This window comes from Streptomyces sp. NPDC020192 (genome assembly GCF_044388685.1).
Taxonomy (GTDB): Bacteria; Actinomycetota; Actinomycetes; order Streptomycetales; family Streptomycetaceae; genus Streptomyces.
This window is the reverse complement of record NZ_JBIRXG010000026.1, coordinates 45,625-66,962: the sequence shown is the minus strand read 5'-3', so window position 1 is coordinate 66,962 and position 21,338 is coordinate 45,625. Positions and strand designations below refer to the sequence as shown.

Annotated in this window: 17 protein-coding genes; 8 read left to right on the top strand and 9 right to left on the bottom strand. The window is 72.6% G+C overall.

All coding sequences use genetic code 11. From position 1 onward, the window contains the following. Window positions 1-644: 644 nt before the first annotated feature. Window positions 645-1,172, bottom strand: coding sequence for an SRPBCC family protein (locus ACH47Z_RS36670; RefSeq protein ID WP_399081616.1), 528 nt, complete (start codon window positions 1,170-1,172; stop codon window positions 645-647). 6 nt (window positions 1,173-1,178) lie between these two features. Next, a complete protein-coding gene (locus tag ACH47Z_RS36665) occupies window positions 1,179-1,523 on the bottom strand; it encodes an ArsR/SmtB family transcription factor (RefSeq protein ID WP_399081614.1) in 345 nt (114 codons plus the stop codon). A gap of 162 nt (window positions 1,524-1,685) precedes the next feature. Between ACH47Z_RS36665 and ACH47Z_RS36660 the strand changes: the two genes are divergently transcribed. Both ACH47Z_RS36660 and ACH47Z_RS36655 read left to right on the top strand, forming a co-directional pair. Then, window positions 1,686-3,194 (top strand): MFS transporter, encoded by a 1,509-nt coding sequence (locus ACH47Z_RS36660; protein WP_399081612.1) that lies wholly within the window; start codon window positions 1,686-1,688, stop codon window positions 3,192-3,194. Window positions 3,195-3,268: 74 nt separating this feature from the next. Further along, window positions 3,269-3,766: a methyltransferase family protein gene (locus ACH47Z_RS36655; protein WP_399081610.1), complete on the top strand. Its 498-nt coding sequence runs from the start codon at window positions 3,269-3,271 to the stop codon at window positions 3,764-3,766. Window positions 3,767-4,056: 290 nt separating this feature from the next. Here ACH47Z_RS36655 and ACH47Z_RS36650 read toward each other — a convergent pair whose 3' ends face one another. Next, complete coding sequence (locus ACH47Z_RS36650; protein WP_399081608.1) at window positions 4,057-4,491, bottom strand: subtilase-type protease inhibitor; 435 nt, start codon at window positions 4,489-4,491, stop codon at window positions 4,057-4,059. Between the two features lie 376 nt (window positions 4,492-4,867). On the opposite strand from ACH47Z_RS36650, the gene ACH47Z_RS36645 reads away from it, so the two are divergent. After that, window positions 4,868-6,037, top strand: a complete 1,170-nt coding sequence (locus ACH47Z_RS36645) for a lactate 2-monooxygenase (RefSeq protein ID WP_399081606.1) — start codon at window positions 4,868-4,870, stop codon at window positions 6,035-6,037. 45 nt (window positions 6,038-6,082) lie between these two features. Here the strand turns inward: ACH47Z_RS36645 and ACH47Z_RS36640 are convergent, their stop codons facing one another. From ACH47Z_RS36640 to ACH47Z_RS36630, 3 genes are all read right to left on the bottom strand, one after another. After that, a complete protein-coding gene (locus ACH47Z_RS36640) occupies window positions 6,083-7,804 on the bottom strand; it encodes an RICIN domain-containing protein (protein WP_399081604.1) in 1,722 nt (573 codons plus the stop codon). Window positions 7,805-8,140: 336 nt separating this feature from the next. Further along, window positions 8,141-8,518 (bottom strand): toxin Doc, encoded by a 378-nt coding sequence (locus ACH47Z_RS36635; protein WP_399081602.1) that lies wholly within the window; start codon window positions 8,516-8,518, stop codon window positions 8,141-8,143. A gap of 3 nt (window positions 8,519-8,521) precedes the next feature. Beyond that, complete coding sequence (locus ACH47Z_RS36630) at window positions 8,522-8,761, bottom strand: hypothetical protein (protein ID WP_399081600.1); 240 nt, start codon at window positions 8,759-8,761, stop codon at window positions 8,522-8,524. A 178-nt stretch (window positions 8,762-8,939) separates the two neighbouring features. On the opposite strand from ACH47Z_RS36630, the gene ACH47Z_RS36625 reads away from it, so the two are divergent. Then, the gene (locus tag ACH47Z_RS36625) at window positions 8,940-9,449 is read left to right on the top strand and encodes a methylated-DNA--[protein]-cysteine S-methyltransferase (protein ID WP_399081598.1); all 510 of its coding nucleotides are present in this window, start codon (window positions 8,940-8,942) and stop codon (window positions 9,447-9,449) included. Window positions 9,450-9,600: 151 nt separating this feature from the next. On the opposite strand, the gene ACH47Z_RS36620 is transcribed toward ACH47Z_RS36625, so the two are convergent. Next, window positions 9,601-10,434, bottom strand: a complete 834-nt coding sequence (locus ACH47Z_RS36620; protein ID WP_399081596.1) for an RNA-guided endonuclease InsQ/TnpB family protein — start codon at window positions 10,432-10,434, stop codon at window positions 9,601-9,603. A 223-nt stretch (window positions 10,435-10,657) separates the two neighbouring features. Next, window positions 10,658-13,756 carry a glycoside hydrolase family 2 TIM barrel-domain containing protein gene (locus tag ACH47Z_RS36615; protein WP_399081594.1) on the bottom strand — a complete coding sequence of 1,033 codons (3,099 nt, stop codon included), beginning with the start codon at window positions 13,754-13,756 and terminating at the stop codon, window positions 10,658-10,660. 265 nt (window positions 13,757-14,021) lie between these two features. Between ACH47Z_RS36615 and ACH47Z_RS36610 the strand changes: the two genes are divergently transcribed. Then, window positions 14,022-16,400, top strand: a complete 2,379-nt coding sequence (locus tag ACH47Z_RS36610) for a SpoIIE family protein phosphatase (RefSeq protein ID WP_399081592.1) — start codon at window positions 14,022-14,024, stop codon at window positions 16,398-16,400. Window positions 16,401-17,052: 652 nt separating this feature from the next. Here ACH47Z_RS36610 and ACH47Z_RS36605 read toward each other — a convergent pair. Then, window positions 17,053-17,601, bottom strand: coding sequence for an RNA polymerase sigma factor (locus ACH47Z_RS36605; protein ID WP_399081588.1), 549 nt, complete (start codon window positions 17,599-17,601; stop codon window positions 17,053-17,055). A 47-nt stretch (window positions 17,602-17,648) separates the two neighbouring features. Between ACH47Z_RS36605 and ACH47Z_RS36600 the strand changes: the two genes are divergently transcribed. The 3 genes from ACH47Z_RS36600 (at window position 17,649) to ACH47Z_RS36590 (ending at window position 21,333) form a co-directional block, all read left to right on the top strand. Then, window positions 17,649-19,052: a serine/threonine-protein kinase gene (locus ACH47Z_RS36600; RefSeq protein ID WP_399081586.1), complete on the top strand. Its 1,404-nt coding sequence runs from the start codon at window positions 17,649-17,651 to the stop codon at window positions 19,050-19,052. A gap of 151 nt (window positions 19,053-19,203) precedes the next feature. Continuing rightward, on the top strand, window positions 19,204-19,896 hold the full coding sequence (locus tag ACH47Z_RS36595) for a DUF4232 domain-containing protein (RefSeq protein WP_399081584.1): 693 nt from the start codon (window positions 19,204-19,206) through the stop codon (window positions 19,894-19,896). Between the two features lie 195 nt (window positions 19,897-20,091). Next, entirely contained in the window at window positions 20,092-21,333 is a 1,242-nt protein-coding gene (locus tag ACH47Z_RS36590) for a hypothetical protein (protein ID WP_399081582.1), read from the top strand. Window positions 21,334-21,338 lie beyond the last annotated feature (5 nt).

Genomic DNA, 21,338 nt, shown 5'->3' with positions numbered 1-21,338 from the left:
GAAGAAGAGCACCCCGCTCACCGCGGACAGCACGCTCCGCTGGCTGCCGGGCAGCGCGGTCTTCGTGGCCGCCTCCTGGTAGAGGTAGGCGGTGAGCACCACCAGCCAGGTGGCCTGCCGCCACAGCCGGTGCCAGGGGCCGGCGGCGAGGCCCCAGATCCGCTCGTAGGCGTTCTGCACGCTGCCGCCGAAGGTCACGCCGAAGACGCCGAGCAGGACGAGGCTCAGGACGCTGGTCGTGCCGATGACGCTGCGGGGCGGGCTGATGACGTCGGTGAGCGCGCGGGCGGACGGGCCGGACAGGCCCATGCCGTCGGTGAGCCAGGAGGCGAAACCGCCCCGGGACTGGGGGTCGGCGGCGGCGACCACGATCAGCAGCGGGGCCAGCGTCACCAGCGCCAGGGTGGCGAACCCCATGGCCCGGTGCAGCAGTTCCAGCTCCCGGCCGTGCTCGAACAGGGCCCGCACCCTGAGCCACTCCCAGGCGCGGTGCAGGCCGCGCCGCCACCGCTCCACGGCTCCTCCCGGGCTCGCCACCGCCACGCTCTCCTGAGCCGATTCATCCATCCTGACGCGCTCCGGGCAACTCGCCACCGCCACGGCGCACCCGCCCGGGTCAGGTCTGCGACCCGGGCGCGGCACGGTCAGTCCAGGCCCGGCACCTGCGCGCCGGAGGGCACACCGGCGTCGACGTAGGCGGCGTAGAACTCCTTCCAGGGTGCGCTCATCCCGGCGTGCGGGCCCTCGAAGCGCTCACCGCGGGCCTTGGCGTCGAGGGTGGCGAGGCAGACCTCCCAGCCGGCGCCGTTGCGGGCGGCCGTGTCGGCCTCGCCGAGGACGTCGGTGAGCGTGAACCGGGTGCGCCGGTCGCCGACGGCTTCCAGGTCGAAGCGGAGTTCGTCGGCGCCCCACTCGAAGGACAGGTGCCGGGGCGGGTCGACGGCGAGCATCCGGCCGGTGAACTCGGGCACGTTCGGGTGGCCGCTGAAGCGAATGGTGCCGCCGGGGTGCAGCTCCATCTCGGCGCGGAACGGGAACCACTGCTCGAGTTCGTCGGGATCGGTGACGAACCGCCAGACGCGGTCCACCGGGTGGTCGTAGGTGCGGGTGAACCGGACGGCGGGGCGGCCGTCGTCCAGGGTCAGATAGGTGCCGGTGAGGTCGACGGGCATGGTGCTTCAGTCCTTCGGTGGTGGGGGGTGCCGGGGGTCGTCCGACGTCGCGTCGAGGCGCCGGCCCAGGGCGTCCAGGCTGCTGTTCCACAACCTGCGGTAGGGCTCCAGCCAGGCGTCGAGGGCGGCGATCGGGGCCGGGTCCAGGGCGTAGACGCGGCGCTGCGCCTCCTGCCGGACCCGGACCAGGCCGGCCTCCCGGAGCACCTTCAGATGCTTGGAGGTGCTCGGCTGACTCAGCCCGCAGGCCTCGGTGATCTCCCCGACGGGCCGGGGGCGTTCCAGGAGCAGCGCCACGATGGCCCGCCGGTGGGGGTCGGCGAGGGCGGACCAGAGCGCTGCGTCGGACATACGAGCAAATATGCCTTCCCAGTTATATGCCAGTCAAGGAATGCAAGAAAAGAAACGTTGCCGTTTCGCTAGGCGTGCCGTAGGCTCGATGTGTACGAAACAGTTTCGTTTATGGGCTGTTCGCCTCCTCGCACCCGAACGACTTCCCTGGAGTGGTTCCTCATGCCCCAGAAAACCCTGGCCGAAGGCTCCCGGGCGGGAGCCCCCGCCGTCGAGCACGGCGGGGCGGCCTCGCCGAAGCGGTGGTGGATCCTCGCGGTCGTCGCCGTCGCGCAGCTGATGGTCGTCCTCGACGCCACGATCGTGAACATCGCCCTGCCGTCCGCCCAGACCGACCTCGGCTTCTCCGACGGCAGCCGGCAGTGGATCGTGACGGCGTACGCCCTCGCCTTCGCCTCCCTGCTGCTGCTCGGCGGCCGCATCGCCGACCTGTTCGGCCGCAAGCCCGCCTTCCTCGTCGGCGTCGTCGGCTTCGCGGCGGCCTCCGCGCTCGGCGGTGCCGCCAACGGCTTCACCATGCTGGTGATCGCCCGCGCCCTGCAGGGTGCCTTCGGCGCACTGCTCGCCCCGGCCGCGCTGTCGCTGCTCAACACCACGTTCACCGACGCCCGGGAACGGGCCCGCGCCTTCAGCGTGTACGGCGCGATCGCCGGCGCCGGCGGCGCGGTGGGCCTGCTGCTCGGCGGTGTGCTGACCGACGCCCTCGACTGGCGCTGGACCCTGTACGTGAACGTGGCCATCGCCGTCGTCGCCTTCGCGGGCGGCTGGCTCCTGCTGAGCAACCACCGCGACGCTGCCGACGCCAAGCTCGACGTACCGGGCACGGTCCTGGTCGCCGCCGGACTGTTCTCCCTGGTCTACGGCTTCTCCAACGCCGAGACCCACGACTGGGGCTCGCCGCTGACCTGGGGCTTCCTGATCGCGGGCGGTCTGCTGCTCGCGGCGTTCGCCTGGTGGCAGACCCGGACCGCGCACCCGCTGCTGCCGCTGCGCATCCTGCTCGACCGCGACCGCGGCGCCTCCTTCCTCGCGGTGCTGATCACCGGCGCGGGCATGTTCGGCGTGTTCCTCTTCCTGACCTACTACCTCCAGCTCAACCTCGGCTTCAGCCCCACGAAGACCGGCGTGGCGTTCCTTCCGATGGTCGGCGCGCTGATGGTGGCCGCCCAGCTCGGCACCACCATGCTGCTGCCCCGGATCGGTCCGAAGGCGGTCATCCCGCTGGGCTTCGCGATCGCCACGGCCGGCATGGCCTGGCTGACCGGCATCGGCGTCGGCACGCACTACGCCAGCGCAGTACTGCCCCAGCTGATCGTGATCGGCGCCGGCCTCGGCCTGGTCATGCCGACGGCCATGCAGCTGGCCACCGGCGGGGTCGCGGCCGAGGACGCAGGCGTGGCCTCCGCGGCCGTCAACGCCATGCAGCAGGTGGGCGGTTCGATCGGTACGGCGCTGCTGAACACCCTCGCCTCGACCGCCGCCACGAACTACCTGGCCGGCCGGGACGCCACCAGCAAGCTGGTGCAGGCGCAGGCGACCATCGAGAGCTACACGACCGCCTTCTGGTGGTCCGCGGGCCTCTTCGCGGCGGGCGCGCTGATCGCCTTCCTGCTCTACCGGCGCGGAGTGCCACGGCAGGACGCGGGAGCCGCTCCGGTCGTCCACATGTGACCGCCGGACCCATGAGCCCGAGGGGCCGCCGTCAGCAGGGAGACGGCGGCCCCTCGGCCTGTCATGGTGAAGGGGTGCGCAAGGCGACGGCGGTGCTCGGCAGCACCCTGTTCCTGGTCCTGGCGGCGGGCTGTGCGGCCGTCCTGGTGCCGTGGTGGCTGACCGGCGGCTGGCGGACCGGGCACTGGTGGCCGCCGCTGCGGCTGCTGGGCCTGCTCCCCCTGGCGGCCGGTGCCGCCGTGATCCTTCAGGCCTACGCCCGCTTCGCCCTGGAGGGGCTCGGCACCCCGGCGCCGGTGGCGCCGCCCGAGCGGCTGGTGGTGAGCGGGCCGTACCGGTACGTGCGCAATCCGATCTACCTCGCGGTCGTCGCCGTACTCGCCGGACAGGGCCTGCTGCTCGCCCGGCCCGTGCTGTTCGCGTACGCCGCCGGTGCCTGGGCGGTGAGCCTGGCCTTCGTCCGCGGGTACGAGGAGCCGCGGTTGGTGTGCCGGTTCGGGTCGGAGTACGAGCGCTACCGCCGGGCGGTGCCGGCCTGGTGGCCCCGGCACACTCCCTGGCGGGACGCCTGAGCCGTGTCGCTCTGTGTGCCCGCCGCATCCCGGCACACGACACGAGTCATCGGCACAGGGCCGACGGCACCGGTTGAAACCGGTGTTTTTTCGCCGCTCCCCGGGTCGGGCCCCCCACGGGCCTTTCCCGGGGAGCGGCTGTGTGCCCGGAAGCCGGCGGGCGGCCCCACTCCGCCCGTCGGCCCCGGTGCGAGATCGCTGGTCCCCGCTCCAGTGGCCGCACTCCCCAGTCACGGACCTGAACCGGCGCGTACGGGACCGTGCGATCCCGGTCCTGGACGGCGGATCCCCTAGAAGGAGAAGACGCCGTCGCCCACGGAGTCCTTCATGCACGTGTTGCCGAAGGTCCGCTCGTAGGAGACGCGTTGGCCCTGCCAGACGCCCTGGACGGTGACGACGACCGGGTCGTACAGCTTGGTGCACCACACGCCCTCGGCGGGCTTGAGCGCGTTGAAGTCACCGCCGGTGCCGCGCAGTTCGGCGCAGGCACGGGCCGCATCGGGGTGGGTGCCGAAGGCCGTGGGGGCGCAGATGAGGGTCGCGGCACGCTCGGGCGTGGCCGTGGCCGCGTCGTTGCCGTGGCCCACGGTGAGGACCAGCGCCGAGGGGGCGTAGAGCGACGACGGGGCGGCGCCCGGCGCGGCGACGGCGGCCCCGGCCAGGGGTCCGCAGACGGCGGCGGCCGTGAGGCCGAGGGCCGCTGCCCAGCGCGCGGTGTTCCGCATTGTGTGCATCCTTCCGCTCGAACAGACGAGGTGCCGGCCCGGACCCGGGTGGGGCGCCGGAGCGGCGAGCGCCACTCTGCCGACTCCACGAGCGAAACTCACATCGAGCGCATAGGTTTCGGTAACCTTTCGTGTTGAATCAGTGGCGTGATGTCACGGAATTTGCACACCGTGCCCCAGGAACGAAGCGGGTTCCGCGCGCCCGAAGCGATTCAATGGCCGAAAATCAGCGCCTCGTTAATCGTCCTGAAACACTCCGGCTCCGACCCCTTCAAGTCCCTTCATGACTCCTTGTGTTCATGAAGTGATCACGTATCGTCTGGCTGCACGCACGCTCAGCTCCTCAGCTCCTCAGCGACGAGAGGCGGACGACCGGATGGCGAAGCACTGGGCCGATTTCCAGTACGAGATCTATCTGAACGGGATGACGGGTGCCGTGCCCCGCCTGCCGACCGATCTGACCCGGCTGGAGGAGCTGGCCGAACACCGGCTCGCCCCGGGCCCGGTGGGGTATGTGGCGGGCAGCGCGGGCGACGGCAGCACGGCCCGTGCCAACCGGGCCGCGCTCGCCCGGCGCCGGATCGTGCCGCGCATGCTGCGGGACGTCGGCGAGCGCGATCTGTCCGTCGAGGTGCTCGGGCGGTCGCTGCCGGCGCCGCTGGCGCTGGCCCCCGTCGGCGTGCTGAGGATCATGCATCCGGACGCCGAACTTGCCGCCGCCCGGGCCGCCGCCGCCCAGGGCGTGCCGTACGTCCTGTCGTCGGCGTCGAGCACGCCGATGGAGCGGGTGGCCGAGGCGATGGGGGACGCCGAGCGGTGGTTCCAGCTGTACTGGGGCAAGGACCGCGAGGTGACCCGGAGTTTCCTGAGCAGGGCGAAGGCCGCCGGGTTCTCGGTGCTGGTCGTCACCCTGGACACCCAGCTGCTGGCGTGGCGGCCCCGCGACCTGGACCAGGCGTATCTGCCGTTCCTGCACGGCGTGGGCACCGCCAACTACTTCACCGACCCGGCCTTCCAGGCGGGGCTCGAGCGGCCCGTGGAGGAGGATCCGAACGCGGCGGTGCTGCACTTCCTCGGCCTGTTCGGGGACCCGGGCAAGACCTGGCCGGACCTGGCCTTCCTGCGGGAGCACTGGGACGGTCCGATCGTGCTGAAGGGCGTCCTGCACCCGGACGACGCCCGGCTGGCCGCCGACGCCGGGATGGACGGCGTGGTGGTCTCCAACCACGGCGGCCGGCAGGTGGCCGGCTCGGTCGCCGCGGCCGACGCGCTGCCCCGGGTCGCGCAGGCGGTCGGCGACCGGCTGACGGTGCTGTTCGACAGCGGGGTGCGCACCGGCGACGACGTGTTCAAGGCGCTGGCCCTGGGCGCGCGGGCGGTGCTGGTCGGACGGCCGTACGTCTACGGGCTCGGGCTGGACGGGCAGGCGGGCGTGGAACACGTCATCCGGTGTCTGCTGGCCGAGTTCGACCTCACGCTGGCGCTGTCCGGGCACAGCGGCCCGGGGACGGTGTCGGCGGCCGACCTCGTCGAAGAACCCGTCTGAACCAGGGCTTTGCCGGTGGCGGGCGGCCCGCCACCGGCGGTGGGGTCAGGTGTCCTTCTCCGGCAGCCGCGCCGGCTGTGCGGACGGCCCGCCCGTGCCGGCGATGGACAGGGAGCCGGGGCTCGCCGACGGCGTGTCGGTGACCCAGCGCTGGCCGGCCGAGTGGTCCCGGACCTTGACGACGAGGTCGGCGCCCGGGGTCGCGCCCGCGGCGGCGAGGGCGAGGGTGTGGTCCCAGCGGGGCAGCAGCTCACCCTGCGCGGTGCGGTCGTATCGCACGTCCCTCTCCCGCGGCGAGCCCGCGTCGGCGCAGCCGCCGAGGATGACCACCCCGGCATCGGCGTGCGAGTCCAGGCACAGGTCCGTGACGGCCGCGCTGCGCAGCAGTCCGTCGGTGTCGTACGTCCACTGCTGGCCGGCCGCCGAGGAGCACACGGCCAGCACCGCGCCCGCCCCGGCGCGCGGGGTGCCCTTGATGTCCAGGCACAGGTCGGCGTCGGCGTTGCGCAGGCGGGTGGGACGGCCGGACGTGGGCAGGCCCGCGGTGCCGGGCGCGGTGGCGGAGGTGGGCGCGGAGGGGCCGCCGGTGCCGGGGACGGCGCTGGTGGAGGCGACCGGGTCGGTGCCGTCGCCGCCGTCCGGCCACATGCTGATCGCCAGCACGGTCGCGAGCAGCCCGGCCGAGGCCACGCCGACCCCGGTGAGCAGCGTCCGGGACGACAACGCGGCGACGGGTGCGCGGAGTACGGCCGCCGGGATCCGGGCGAGCGGTCCGGGCTCGCCGCCGCCGCGCCGCCGGCCGCGGGGCGCTCTGCTGTCACCGTCGCCGCGGCGCAGGGAACCGGTGCGGGCGGCGCGGGCGAGCAGTCCGGGCTTGTCCCCGCCGCGCCGGCGTCCGCCGGAACGCCGATTGCCGCCGCTGGCGGGGCCCTGTCGGCGGCCGGGGCGCGAGTCGAGGTACCGGCGGGCGCCCCAGCCGAGCACGGCCTCGGCGAGCAGCACGCCCAAGGCCGCGTCGGCGTGGCCGAGCTGCTCGGCGGCGTGCCGGCAGTAGGGGCAGGCGGCCAGGTGTTCCTGGACGTCGGGCAGCAGGGCGCCGCCCCGGCGGATCGGGACGTCGAGCAGCCGGTTGTAGTAGCGGCAGTCCTTGCCGGGCGCGAGTTCCCGGTGGGCGCGGACCAGGCCTTCCCGGAACTTGTCCCGCGCCTCCTCCAGCGCGGCCGTCGCGCTGTCGGCGTCCAGGCCGAGCAGCGCGGCCGGCACGGATATCGGCTCGGCCTCGACCTCGATGTGCCACAGCAGCGCCTGCTCCAGGCGGGGCAGGGCGTGGAAAGAGCGGTCGGACAGGGCGCGGTTGTCCGGTATCAGCGTCTTGGCGGCGCGCATACCGCGGCCCCCGGCGGGTTTGCCGAGGCCGGACAGTACGGCCGTGATCCGGTCCGTGCCGGACCAGTTGACGACCGTGTCCCGGACGGTGACCAGCAGGCGGGGCCGCAGCGCCTCGGCGGGCTCGCCGAGCGCGAGACGGCCGAGGACCTGATGGAAGGCGGTGGCGGTGACCATGTGGGCGAGGGGCCCGGACATGGCCAGGCAGATGCCCGCGTACTCGTGGGCCGGCTGCCAGTGCCGGGCCATCAGCAGGGCGGTGGACCGCGAGCCTTCCGCGTCGGAGCCGGCCCGCAGCGGACCGGCGAGCAACTCGTCCGGTTCCCCGGGATCTCCGCCGGGCGGCGGATAGGGGGGACGAGGAGGGTGGGGGGTGGGCACTGAGCGGATTCCTTTGGTGCGTGATGCGTCGTTGCGTATCTCTGGGGCGCGCACGGGGAGGCGAACTCACCGGCGCCCGGCCGGTGAACGATCCGCAACTGCCGGAAGAACCTCGGACTTTACCCCCCGCACGAGCCTTTCAACCCTTGCACAACATCCACACGAGCAACAAGGCGCCCGCACAACTCGGCCGGTTTGAAGGAAAGTCAGAAAGGGCGGGAGCCTGTCTGTTCGGTTGTGACGGCATTCGACAACCCGAACACCCCGCGTGAAACGTGCACACGCGCCGACGGGCCGGGCTCGTTCCCGGCCCGCGCGGCTCTTACTCGGATCCGCTCAGATCTGCCAGGAGCGCAGCCGGTCGGCCGCGCCGTACACGTCCGCCTTGCCGGAGATCAGGTCGCGGGCGAGGTCGACGAGGGCGCCGTAGGGCGGGTCGATGCCGACGCCGCTGACGAACATGTACGCCACGGCGGTCGCGCAGGCGAAACGGGCGTTGGCCGCGGGCAGCGGCTTGAGCACGGCTAGGGTGTGCAGCAGGGCGGCGGCCCGCCAGGCGGGGTCGGAGTCCACGCCGAGCCGGGGCGGGTCCACGCGGTGCCGGGCGACGGCGGCGACCAGCGCGGAGAAGTCGTCGACCGCGGGCTGGTCGGGCAGGACCTCCTCATGGCGCTGGAGCAGCCAGGGGACGTCGATATGGATGACGGAGGACATCGCTCAGGCGGCCTCGTCCTTCGCGGAGGGTTCGTCGTCGGGGAAGGCCGCCGCGAACTCCTCGGCGTGCGCGGCGAAGAACTGCCGGAAGGCCTCGGCGCCCTCCTGCAGGGCCCGGTGCCGGGCGATGTCGGCGGCGGCGGCCTCCCGCACCAGGGCCTTCATCGACGTACCGCGCTCCTTGGCGATCTGCCGCAGGTCCTCTAGTTCCCGGTCGCTGAACTCCACGTTGAGAGCTGGCATGCCCCTCACGGTACCGCGCGGGTACTTACCCGTAAATACCAGCAGGTCAGAAGGCATCCGACACGGTACCTGCGGCACCCGAGGGCCATGTCCGATTCCCGCCGGTCCCGGGGCGCGCGGCGCAGCAGACTCGACAGCGAAGGACAGCAGGACACCGACGAAGACAGAAGGAGCAGCGATGAACACGCGCACCGTTCACACCGTCCACCCCAGCCCGCTGGGCGACCTGCTGCTGACCGGCACGGTCTCGGCGGCCGGCGTCACGCTCGCCTCGCTCACCCTGCCCGGGCAGCGCGGCGCGCCCACGGTCCGCGCGGAGGAGCGCGACGACGCGCCGTTCACCGAGGCGCACCGGCAGCTGGACGCCTACTTCGCGGGCCGGCTGACCCGCTTCGACCTGCCGCTCGCACCCGTCGGCACCCCGTTCCAGCGGGCGGTCTGGCAGGCCCTGGAGGACGTCCCCCACGGCACGACGACCACGTACGGCGAACTGGCCGCCCGGCTGGGCGTGCCGCGCACCGAGCTGCGCGCGGTCGGCCGGGCCCTCGGCGCCAACCCTCACCTCCTCGTCCGCCCCTGCCACCGGGTGATCGGCGCGGACGGCTCGATGCGCGGGTACGCGGGCGGCGTCGAGAACAAGGTCTGGCTCCTGACCCACGAGGGTGCGCTGCAGCCGGTGTTGGTGTGAGGGGAGCCACGCCCATGCGGCGGTAGCTTCATGAACGCACAGCCCCGCGCACCTTCTGGGCGCGGCCGAACCGCGTCGGCCCGGCCCGGCAGCGTACGGGGTTCCCTCCCGAAGGAGAGAGATTCCGGCCTGCTCGCCTGGTGCTGTGCCGCTACGCGGCACGGGCATCGGGCGGGCTTCCACGGCTTCCTGCTTCACCACGCCGTGCCAGAACGGGTTCTGATCCTGCCGGCGCTCCACAGGCTGTCACCGCCAGTCCGGCGGCCGATTTCACGTTCTTCGCGGCATCGTGGTCCCGATCGTGGACAGCGCCGCAGGTCGTGCAGGTGCCCACGAACTGGGACCAGCCCGCATCGTGGACGCTCTTGGCCAACCGGGTGCGCGCCAGGCCGACCACCGCCAAGTCCTCCACGGCGACCGCTTGGTTCTCACGGATCAGCTTCGTGGACAACTGGTGGTGGAACTCCCGGCGTACGTCGGCCACCTTCGCGTGAGCGCGGGCGACCTTCAGGCGGGCCTTGGCCCGGTTCTTCGACCCCTTCTGCCTGCGGCGAGCCAATTTTCGTGCCGCCGGACAGCACCGCGATGGGGGTCCCCCGGACGGAGTCTGGGGGAGGGTCAGTCCGAGGTCGATGCCCACGCTCGCTTCGACATCCGGCATCCGCTCAAGATCCGCAGCCGCGTCGGTGCCGATGACGAAGCCGACGAAGTACCGGCCCGCTGCATCCTCGCCGATCTTCGGCAGATTCAACCGTACGCCGGGCGTGATGCACCAGCGGGCGTTCGCGGTGAACCGGATCGACTGCCTGCGGTCCTTTCGGGACTTCAGACGCGGAGCACCCAGCCTCGGCCCCTTGCGCTCGCCCTTGAGCGAGGCGAAGCCTGCCCGCCACGCGGGCGTCCTCCCGGGCCCGCACCGCATCGTTGAACACAACCCGGGCGTCGGGTACAGGCGAAAGCCGTACCGAAGCTGCGTGCGGATCACCCTACGGACTTGAGTCATGGCAGACACAGCCCGCAACAGAACCATCGCCCTGCTTCGAAGGAACAAGACGCCGCAACTCGAAACCGTCGTGATTCGCTGCACCACCGGCCCGAAGACCGATGCACTGCGAACGAATCCCGGGAGCAGAACCTACCGGTGCAGCCTTGCTCCGGCCCGTCAACGATCCGGGCGGGACCGGCTCCACCCGGACCGTCCGTACCCGCTACACATCGAGGCGGCTGATCCGCACCGCCCCCTTCGCCTGCCCTGGATACGCGCTCGTGAGGGTCAGCCGCAGCCGGGAGCCGCGTACCGCGTCGAAGGTGATCACCGTCGGGCTGTCCGAGGCGGTGGCCCAGTCCGTCGTCGCGCCGGTCACCGGCACATAGGCGTGGCCGTCCCACACCGCCACCTCGGCCCGCGCGGGCAGCGTGTGCCCGGCGTCCACCGTGAAGGAGGCCGCCACCCGGTCGAAGGTCCGGGTGCGCCCGGCGTCGACGGACACCCAGTCCGTCGCACGGGCTCCGCTGAAGGCGGGCAGCAGCGCGGTGGCCGATTTCGTGAAGGCGTTGGACCAGCCGGTGGCCGGATCCCCGTCCAGCATCGCGGCGGGCGGGGTGTCCTCGCGGCCGGAGTAACTGGCGTCCGCACAAGGGTAGTTCGGCGGCTCGGGATAGTCGGGCCGGAAGTCGGCCGCCGGGGTGCGGGCCGCCTCGCGCGCCGCCGTCGCATGCACGCTCACCGTGCCCGTGCGCAGGCCGCCCACGCGCGCGGTGACCTTCAGCTCCCCGGGCTTCGTGCCGGAGCGGACGATGGCGAGGGCCTTGCCGTGGAACGCGGTGCGGGTGCTCGCCTGGTAGCGCTCGGCGCTCTCCTCGCGGCCGTTGTCGACCCCGGCCAGCGAGCCGCCGCCGACGTCGAAGGTGATGAGGTGCTCGGCGTCCGGCACCACCACCCCGTGCGCGTCGACGATGTCGGCGGTGACGAAGACCAGTGAACGGCCGTCGGCGGCCAGGGAGTTGCGGTCGGCGGTGAGGCGTACGGCGTGCGGGTCCCCGGCGGTGTGCAGCACGTCGGTGGCGACCACCTTGCCGTCCCGCCGGGCCACCGCCTTCAACTCACCGGGCTGATACGGCACTTTCCACGTCAGGTGCAGCTTGCCCGCGCTGCCGTTGGGGCTGGTGTAACTGCCCGGGTAGGGGCCGTCGGTGAAGGTCCTGTCGTCGCCGGTGGCCTCGGTGGTCTCCAGGTAGGTGCGCCCGTCGGTGGTCTTCTTGACGTCGAACTCCCTTGTGCCGAGGGACCTTCCGTTGAGGAACAGCTCGACGGAGGGCACGTTGGCGTACGCCCAGACCTCGACCGTGTCGCCCTCCTCGTGGTTCCAGGTCATCGGGAGCAGATGGACCATCGGCTCGGTCGTCCACTGGCTCTTGAAGAGGTGGTACATGTCCTTGGGGAAGCCGGCCGTGTCCACCGCGCCGAAGAAGGACGCCTTGACCGGGAAGGCGTCGTACGGCGTCGGCTCGCCGATGTAGTCGATGCCGGACCACAGGAACTGTCCCGCGAACCACGTGCGGTCCCGGTCCTTCTTGTGGCCGTACTCGCCGCTCATCGTCCAGGAGGCGAGGTTGTTGTCGTAGGAGGACGTCTCGCGCCGGCCCGGGGTGTGGTTCTCGCCGGTGTTGAGGTGCTCGGGCTCCTGGTAGGCGCCCCGGGTCGAGGTCTCCGAGGAGGACTCGGACTCGAAGAGGAACAGGTGCGGGTACTTCGCGTGCAGGGCGTCGACCGACTTCGCGGTGTTGTAGTTGAGGCCGAGGCCGTCGAGCCTGGCGAGCATCAGGTCGGCCGGGGAACCGGTGGCGGGCACGCCGTGGTACTTGTCGGAGCCGATCACCACCGGGCGGGTGCCGTCGGCGGCCTTGATCGCGCCGATGATCCGGTCGGCCATGGCGAGCCCGGCCGTGGAGGTGGAGTCGGGGATCTCGTTGCCGATGGACCACAGCACCACGGCGGGCGAGTTGCGGGCGGCGAGCACCATCTCGGTGGCGTCCTTCTCGCACCACTCGTCGAAGAACCGGCCGTAGTCGTACGTCGTCTTGCCGGTGCGCCAGCAGTCGAAGGCCTCGACCATCATCACGATGCCCAGCTCCTCGCAGGCCTGGATCATCTGCGGCGAGGGCGGGTTGTGGGAGGTGCGGAAGGCGTTGACGCCCATCGACTTCATGATCCGCATCTGTCTGCGGACCGCGTCGAGGCTGATCGCCGCGCCGAGGGCGCCCTGGTCGTGGTGGAGGTCGACGCCCTTGATCTTGGTGGGGGTGCCGTTGAGGGAGAAGCCCTCGTCGGGGTCGAAGCGGTAGCTGCGGATACCGAAGGGCGTGCGGTAGGTGTCGGTGGTACGGCCGCCGACACGCAGCTCGGTGTGCAGGGTGTAGCGGTGGCCGGGGGTGTCGGCGTCCCACAACCGCGGTTCGGGGACGGTCAGTTCATGGGTCTCAGTGGCCTGCTCGGAGACGGCGACGGTGGTGGCGGCACGGGCGACCGTACGGCCGTCGGGTCCGGTGATCCGGGACAGGACCTGGACGTCCGTGCCAGTGCCGGACTCGTTCACGACGGTCGTCGCCACCCGGACCAGGGCGCTGCCGGCCGAGACCTCGGGCGTCGTCACATACGTGCCCCAACGGGCCACGTGCACCGGCTCGGTGATCACGAGACGGGCCTCGCGGTAGATGCCGCTGCCGGAGTACCAGCGGCTGCTCGGCAGCCGGTTCTGCACCTTGACCGCGAGGACGTTGGGTGTGCTGCCGTCGGTGTGCACGAGACCGGTGAGGTCGAGGGCGAAGCCGGTGTAGCCGTAGGGATGGCGGCCGGCCTCGGTGCCGTTGCAGTAGACGTGGGAGTCCATGTAGACGCCGTCGAACTCCACCGAGATCCGCTTGCCGGCGTACGCGGGCGGAAGGGTGAAGGCGAGCCGGTACCAGCCGAGGCCGCCCGGCAGGAAGCCGGTGCCGCTGGTGGTGCCGTGGTCGGTGGTGGGGGTCTGCTCGATGCTCCAGTCGTGCGGGACGGCGAGGTCGCGCCAGTCCGAGTCGTCGTAACCGGGGTCGGCGGCCCGTTCGTAGGCCCCGGTCGGGTCGGTGATGCCGCCCGGGTTGACCAGCGCGAAGCGCCAGCCGTCCCGCAGCGGCACGGTGTGGCGGCCGCCGACGCCCGGCGACGCCTCGGCGGCGAGGGCGGCCGGAGCCGCCGTGGTGCCCAGCAGTACTCCGGCCGCGGGTGTTGCCGTGGCTGCGACCAGTATCGATCGGCGAGTGACCGTCAAGGCGGCTCTCCCTCATCAGGGCCCAAAAGTACTCACAACTGATCGTGAACAAACAGATTCTGACGGTCGGCCGCACACGATCGTCAAGGGTCCGGAACCCGATGTCCGTCCCCGGTCACACATCGGCCGGATCTTCCCCTTGACCGTGTTCGACGGACCGGCCGACCGGCCGGGGGCCCTGGCCCACAGACGTGCGCGAAGCACTACGCTGGAAACAGAAGTGGTGCCACCTGTTCACTGTGAGTGCGCGCTGGGAGCGGCGACGATGAGCCGGGTCTATCCGTTCGACGATGCGATGACGGCCCGGGCCGTCATCGACGACGACGGAACGCTGGTGGAGTGGAACGAGGGCGCCCGGCGCCTGCTCGGTCACCCGGCCGAGGCCGTCCTGGGCCTGCCCGCCGCCCGGCTGCTCGGCGGGGACGGCGCCCCGGCCGTCCCCCGGGGCCCGCGCTGGGACGGAACGGTCGGACTGCGTCACCGGAACGGCCGTACGGTCCCGGTCTGGCTGCTCGCCCACCGCCGGCCGCCCCGCGACGGACACCGCGGCGACTGGCTCGTGGTCACCCCGCTGACCGGCGCGGAGCCGCCCGCCGATGACGACCCGCTCGCCGCGGCGGGCCTGATCCAGTCGCCGTGCGCGGTCGCCGTGTACGACGACACGCTCCGGCTGCGCCGCATGAACGACGTCATGGCCGAGCTTGTCGGCCTGCCGGAGAAGCGGGTCCGGGGCCTCAGGCTCGCCGAGATCGGCGGCAAGCAGCAGAGCGAGGACCTGGAGCAGGGCATGCTCCAGGTGCTGACCAGCGGCGAGTCGCTGGACGTGCAGACCTACATGCGCACCGGCGGCGAGCAGCGCGCGCACGCCTGGCTCGCCCGGATGGCCCCGGTCAAGGATCGCGAGGGCCGGGTGCGGGGGGTGTGCCTGGCCGCGCACGACATCACGGAGAACTACCTGGCCCGGCAGCGGCTGCAACTGGTGAACGAGGCGAGCGTGCGCATCGGCAGCACCCTCGACGTCGTCCGCACGGCCCAGGAGCTGGCGGACGTGTGCGTGCCCGCCCTCGCCGACTTCGTCACCATCGACCTGCTGGACCCCGACGAGCACGGCGGCGAGCCCCCGGCCCGCATCACGGCGCCGGTGCGGCTGCGCCGGATCGCCCACAGCTCGGTGCACCCCGAGGTGCCGGAAGCGGTGATCAGCCCCGGTCAGGCCGAGGAGTACCCGGCCGGCTCGCCGCAGGCCGACTCGCTGACCGCGGGCCACACGATCGTCGCCTCGGTGGCCGAGGGCGACATCTACGAGTGGATGACCTGGCACACCGGGCGCGCTCGGAAGGTGCGGGAGTTCGGCATGCACTCCTCGATGTCGGTGCCGATCCAGGCGCGCGGGCTGACCCTCGGGGTCGCGGTCCTCACCCGGTGCCGGCGCCCGGAGGGGTTCACCGCGGACGACGTGCTGCTGGCCGAGGAGATCACCGCCCGCGCCGCCGTCTGCGTCGACAACGCACGCCGCTACTCCCGCGAGCGGGAGACCGCCCTCGCGCTCCAGCGCAGCCTGCTCCCCCGCATCCTGCCGGCCACGGCCGCGCTGGAGGCCCGCTCCCGCTATCTGCCGGCCGCGCGGGCCGGGGTCGGCGGTGACTGGTTCGACGTCATCCCGCTGTCCGGGACGCGGGTCGCGATGGTCGTCGGAGATGTCGTCGGGCACGGCGTCGAGGCCTCGGCCACCATGGGCCGGCTGCGGACGGCCGTACGCACCCTCGCCGACATCGACCTGGCCCCGGACGAACTGCTCACCCACCTGGACGACCTGGTGGTGCGGCTGTCGGAGGAGTCCGGTGTCGACAGCCCCGGCGAGGTCGGCGCGACCTGTTTGTACGCCGTCTACGACCCGGTGTCGCGGCGGTGCACCGTGGCCCGCGCCGGGCATCCGCCGCCCGTGCTCCTGCTGCCGGGCGGAGTGCCGCGGGCCCTGGAGCTGCCCGCCGGTCCCCCGCTGGGTCTGGGCGGGCTGCCCTTCGAGTCCACCGAGGTGGAACTGCCCGAGGGCACCGTCCTCGCGCTGTACACGGACGGGCTGGTGTGGTCCCGGGAGCGGGACCCGGAGACGAGTCGGGAGATGCTGTACGAGGCGCTCGGGGCGTACGCGGACTCCCTGGACGACACCTGCGACCACGTCCTGGACACCCTGCTGCCGCCGGGTGGCTCCGCCGACGACGTGGCGCTGCTGCTCGCCCGCACCCGGGGCCTGCCCCCCTCGCAGGTGGCGACCTGGGACGTCCCGGCCGATCCGGCACTCGTCGCGCCGATCCGCAAGCAGGTCGTGGAGCAGTTGGACACCTGGGGGCTCAGCGAGGCGTCGTTCACGACGGAGCTGGTGGTCAGCGAGCTGGTCACCAACGCCATCCGGTACGGCGCCCGCCCCATCCGCCTGCGCCTGATCCACGACGCCGCCACCCTGATCTGCGAGGTCTCCGACACCAGCCACACCGCCCCGCACCTGCGCCGGGCCAAGACCTTCGACGAGGGCGGCCGCGGCCTGCTGCTGGTCGCCCAGCTCACCCAGCGCTGGGGCAGCCGCCACACCCCGGAGGGCAAGACGATCTGGGCGGTACTGCCACTGTTCGAGGAGGACCACTAGGCCCTGGTCCGGCCGGTGCCGTCCGGCAGACCTGCAGGCCGTGCCCCGCTGGGGGGTACAGCGGCGCCGGGGGTGTGCCGGTGCCGTGGAACGACGGGCCGTACGCAACCGGTCCTGGCGGCGACCGGCGGTGGGTATGCGAGCGGCCGGGCCGAGCCAGGGGGCGTGTCGGCCGCCGCGCCCCGCCGGGAATACAGCCGCGCCAGAGCTGTGCGGTGCCATGGCACGACGGGCCCGTAACGCCTGCGAGCCACGCCCCCGCCAGGGCGGTACGGCCCGCCGAACGTCTGCCGGTGTGCCATGGGACGACGGGTCCGGGAGACCTGCGAGCCACGCCCCCGCCAGGGCGGTACGGCCGCGCCAGGTGCTTGCCGGTGCCATGCGACGGCGGGCCGTACGCAACCGGTCCTGGCAGCGGCGGGGGCGTGCCGGCGACGCGGGGCAGCACGTGCACGGCGGAGTCGGCAGGACACCTGGGGCCCTCGGGATCATCCGCCCGGACACCGGCGGCGGTGTGCGAACCCGGCTCCCGTTCCGCGGACCCTCCAGGCGGGCGAGCCCTTTCCCGGTCACGCATCGGGGATGGCACCCGCCCCTGCCTCACCACTCGGGATCACCGCCGAGGCCCCCCTCAGCCCGGACACAGAACGCCTCAGCCGCCGGCCAGCCACGGTCGTACCTGTTTGCGGGCCTCGTGCAGGCGGGACTTGAGGGTGCCGAGGGGGATGCCGACGCGTTCGGCGACCTCGGCGTAGTCCAGCTGGCAGATGTCGCGGTAGACCAGCGGCGCGACCAGATGGGGGTGGGTGCGCTCCAGGCGGTCCAGGGCCTCCAGCAGGTCCACCCGGGAGCCGGCGATGACGCTGGTGGTGCGCGGGTCGACAGCGTACGCGGGCTCGATCGTGGCGGGCTGCTCGGCGGCGCGCCGCTTCAGCTCGCGGTACTTCTGCCGGCAGCAGTTGGCGACCACGGTGTACAGCCAGGTGCCGAAGCGGCTGCGGCCCTCGAAGGCGGTGATGTACCGGGCGACCTGGAGCAGCACGTCCTGCGCGGCCTCCTCGGCGTCCTCCCGGCAGGGCAGGAAACGCCCGCAGCGCCGCACGACCTCCGGCCGGATCTCCGCCAGCAACCGGTCCAACGCGGCACTGTCGCCCGTGGCGGCCCGCCGGGCGAGGTCTTCCATCGGCGCCTGGTCCTGCACGGACGGGCCCCCCTTCGAGTCGATCTCAGGCCAGGCATGATAGTCGTATGCAATCCCCAGGGCGGATCGGCCGCCACCGCCTCGAACGCCCGCTGGGCAGCGGCGCCTTCGCCACGGTGTGGCTCGCCCACGACGAAGAGCTGCAGGCCCCGGTCGCGGTGAAGGTCCTCGCCGACAACTGGACCCACCGGCTCGACATCAGGGAGCGCTTCCTGTCCGAGGCGCGGCTGCTGCGCCGGGCCGGCTCCAGCCGGATCGTTCAGGTCTACGACATCGGCCAACTCCCCGACGGCAGGCCGTACTTCGTGATGGAGTACGCCGACGGCGGCACCCTCGCCGACCTGCTGGCCGGCGGCCCGCTGCCGGTGCGCGACGCGCTGGCGCTGACCGCGGAGGCCGCGCGCGGTGCCGCCGCGCTGCACGAGGCGGGCATCGTGCACCGGGACATCAAGCCGACCAACGTGCTGCTGCACACCGCCCCGGACGGCACCCGGCGGGTGCTGCTGGCCGATCTGGGCCTGGCCAAGAGCCTCGCGCAGGCCTCGGTGCTGACGCTGGCCGCGGGCTCGGCGGGCTATCAGCCGCCGGAGCAGGCCGAGCCCGGCGAGGGCATCGACGAGCGGGCCGACGTCTACAGCCTGGGCGCGGTCGGCTACGAGCTGCTCACCGGGACCGTGCCCGGCGCCCCGGGCAGGGTCGTACCGCCGCGGCGGCTGCGGCCGGACCTCGGCGAGGACGTGGAGCGGGCGCTGCTGCGGGCGCTGGAGCCGGACCGGGCGCGCCGCTGGCCCGGTGCGCAGGCGTTCGCGCGGGAGCTGGACCGGCTGGCGACGGGTCAGGCGGTCCAGGCGGCACCGCCCGCCGCCCGGCGGCTGGACGGGGTGCGCGGGCGACTGAACATCGTGACGATGTCGCTGGCCGCGGTCCTCGCCGCCGCGGCGGCCGCCGTCGCCGTCACCGTCGTCCTGCACCGCGGCGGTTCCCCGGACGGGACCCGGGTGACGGACGCGACCGGACGAGTGGTCGTACAGGTACCCCCGGGCTGGAGCCATGAGCTGCGCGACTCCGGCTGGGACCCGAGTGCCCTGGGGCTGGCCAAGGGACACGAGCCGGGGCTGGTGGTGGCCGACGACCTGACCCGGTGGCCCGATCTGGGCAAGCCGGTGAACGGCGTCTTCGCCGGGGTGAGCGAGCACGGCGACGTCACGGCGAAGGTGAGGGCACTCGCCCACTCCGGCTGCCACTACTCCGGCAGCCGTACCTTCACCGACGCCGAGTGGCACGGCCTGGTGCGGGCGTGGAGCGGCTGCCCGGACGGCGGCTCGGTCACGGAGTCCGCACTGGTTCCGGCGAACGACGGCACCGGTCAACCGCAGGTGTACGTACAGGTGCGCGAGCAGGGAACCGGTGACGCCACGGACGGGATACTCCGTTCGCTGCGGGTGGGCTGAGCGACGCCTGCCGGAGGTCACGGCGGGGAAGGAACCCTGCGTGTGCCGAACTTTTCGGGCGCTGCGCGCATCGGAGTGTGATGACGGCGCACTCGGCGCCGCAGGCACGCGTTCCCTCGTGTGCCGTGATCATCCAGGAGTGGTGAGCGACATGGTGTACGCACCCCGGTCCACGCGGCACGGGGCCCTGCTCGTCGGTACGTTCGCCGTGCTGGGCCTCCTGACCGCCTGTGGCAGCAGCCACGACGTCCACAGCAACCCGCCCCTCACATCGTCCGGTACGGCCGCGCCCGCGACCGGCGACACCCAGAACCCGGCGTCCGTCGCGTCCACCCCGACCTCCGCCGGCACCGGCGCCGCCACGGCGTCCGCGCCACAGGGCACGGCGTCACGGGGCGGCGCCACGACCCCCACGGCGGCCGCGGGCTCCCGCTGCCACACCTCGCAACTGAGCGCCTCCGTGGGCCGCAACGACCCGGGCGCCGGCCAGGAGAACTTCCCGGTCGTGCTCACCAACAGCTCCGGGCGGGCCTGCACCCTGCGCGGCTATCCGGGCGCGGCGTTCGTCGGCGCCTCCGGCGGCCAGCTCGGCCCGGACCCCAAGCGCGAGCCGGGCTCCTCGGTGACCGTCACGCTCAGGCCGGGGCAGAGCGCCTGGGCGGGGCTGACCTTCTCCAACCCGGGGGTCAGCGGCGCCAGGACGGCCACCCCGGCCGCGCTGCTCGTCACGCCGCCGGACGAGCGCGACTCCCTGAAGGTCGCGTGGACGGGCGGAGCGGTGCCCGTGAGCGGGAACTCCTCGTCCGTCTTCCTGTCGGTGTTCGCCCCCGGCACGGCCCCCTGACCTGCGCACAAGCCCCCCAGAACCCCGCTGCTCCCCACCAGGACAGCGGGGTTCGTCATGGGCGCGCCACAACTGTCACAGAACGGCAACAGGCGCCGCCGGCCCCGATCTTTCTGCCCGTTCCCGCGATCGAACCCGTCGACCGCACGGTGAGCAGGCCCCGCAGAGGGCCCAGAGAAGGAAATCGGGGACACGATGAGCGGGATCTCACGCAGGCGGGTACTGACGGCGGGCGCGGCCGCGGGCGCCCTGGGCACGCTGGCCGCATGCTCCTCCGGCACCGGCCTCTCGGTCGGCCCGGCCTCCTCCGGCGGCAAGGGCACCGCACAGGCCCGGCCGGTGAAGCCGATCGGCGACGGCTCCACCGCCGACACCGGCGCCCAGCCGCACCAGCCGACGCCCGAACGGCTGAAGCCGGGCCAGAAGCCGCCGCAGTTCGTGGTGTTCTCCTGGGACGGCGCAGGCGAGCTGAGCAACCAGCTGTTCTCCCGGTTCCGTAAGGTGGCCGCCGACCACGGCGCCAAGATGACGTTCTTCCTCAGCGGCATCTACACCCTGCCCGAGTCCAAGAAGCACCTGTACCGTCCGCCGCAGCACAAGGTCGGCGCCTCCGACATCGGCTATCTCGCCGACCGGCACATCCACGCCACCATCCAGGAGGTCCGCTCGGCCTGGCTGGAGGGCCATGAGATAGGCACCCACTTCAACGGGCACTTCTGCGGGACCAACGGGGTGCGCAACTGGTCCCCGGCCGAGTGGCGCAGCGAGATCGACCAGGCCATGAGCTTCGTGACGCAGTGGAAGACCAACACCGGCTTCACGGACCTGGATCCGCTGCCCTTCGACTACCACAAGGAGCTGATCGGCGGCCGTACCCCGTGCCTGGAGGGCCAGTCCAACCTGCTGCCCACCGCGGCCGCGCTCGGCTGGAAGTACGACGCCAGCTCCCCCGGCGGTCTGCAGATCTGGCCGGGCAAGGTGCAGGGCGGCAAGATCTGGGACTTCCCGCTGCAGTCCATACCCTTCCCCGGGCACAACTTCCAGGTGCTGTCGATGGACTACAACATGATGTTCAACCAGTCCGGCGGCAACCCGCTCGGTGACCGCACCCAGTTCGACGCCTGGCGCACCCAGGCCCGGGACGCCTATGTCGCCGGTTTCCAGCGGGCGTACACGACCAACCGCGCCCCCTTCTTCATCGGCAACCACTTCGAGCGCTGGAACGGCGGCATCTACATGGACGCCGTCGAGGAGGCGATCGGGAAGATGGCCGCCTACGGCGACGATGTGCGCTTCGTGTCGTTCAAGCAGCTCGTGCACTGGCTGGAGGCGCAGGACCCGGCGGTGCTGCGCAAGCTGCGCACCCTGGTGCCGGGTCAGTCCCCGGTGGGCGGCTGGGCCGAGTTCCTCGGCGCGGCGGGCAGCCGGTCGTCCTGAGGCGT

Excerpts from the sequence above, each read along its gene's own strand:
- ACH47Z_RS36670 (WP_399081616.1), bottom strand. The coding sequence starts at position 1,172 with ATGCCCGTCGACCTCACCGGCACCTATCTGACCCTGGACGACGGCCGC.
- ACH47Z_RS36650 (WP_399081608.1), bottom strand. The coding sequence starts at position 4,491 with ATGCGGAACACCGCGCGCTGGGCAGCGGCCCTCGGCCTCACGGCCGCC.
- ACH47Z_RS36635 (WP_399081602.1), bottom strand. The coding sequence starts at position 8,518 with ATGTCCTCCGTCATCCATATCGACGTCCCCTGGCTGCTCCAGCGCCAT.
- ACH47Z_RS36665 (WP_399081614.1), bottom strand. The coding sequence starts at position 1,523 with ATGTCCGACGCAGCGCTCTGGTCCGCCCTCGCCGACCCCCACCGGCGG.
- ACH47Z_RS36660 (WP_399081612.1), top strand. The coding sequence starts at position 1,686 with ATGCCCCAGAAAACCCTGGCCGAAGGCTCCCGGGCGGGAGCCCCCGCC.
- ACH47Z_RS36630 (WP_399081600.1), bottom strand. The coding sequence starts at position 8,761 with ATGCCAGCTCTCAACGTGGAGTTCAGCGACCGGGAACTAGAGGACCTG.
- ACH47Z_RS36595 (WP_399081584.1), top strand. The coding sequence starts at position 19,204 with ATGGTGTACGCACCCCGGTCCACGCGGCACGGGGCCCTGCTCGTCGGT.
- ACH47Z_RS36610 (WP_399081592.1), top strand. The coding sequence starts at position 14,022 with ATGAGCCGGGTCTATCCGTTCGACGATGCGATGACGGCCCGGGCCGTC.
- ACH47Z_RS36600 (WP_399081586.1), top strand. The coding sequence starts at position 17,649 with ATGCAATCCCCAGGGCGGATCGGCCGCCACCGCCTCGAACGCCCGCTG.
- ACH47Z_RS36645 (WP_399081606.1), top strand. The coding sequence starts at position 4,868 with ATGGCGAAGCACTGGGCCGATTTCCAGTACGAGATCTATCTGAACGGG.
- ACH47Z_RS36590 (WP_399081582.1), top strand. The coding sequence starts at position 20,092 with ATGAGCGGGATCTCACGCAGGCGGGTACTGACGGCGGGCGCGGCCGCG.
- ACH47Z_RS36625 (WP_399081598.1), top strand. The coding sequence starts at position 8,940 with ATGAACACGCGCACCGTTCACACCGTCCACCCCAGCCCGCTGGGCGAC.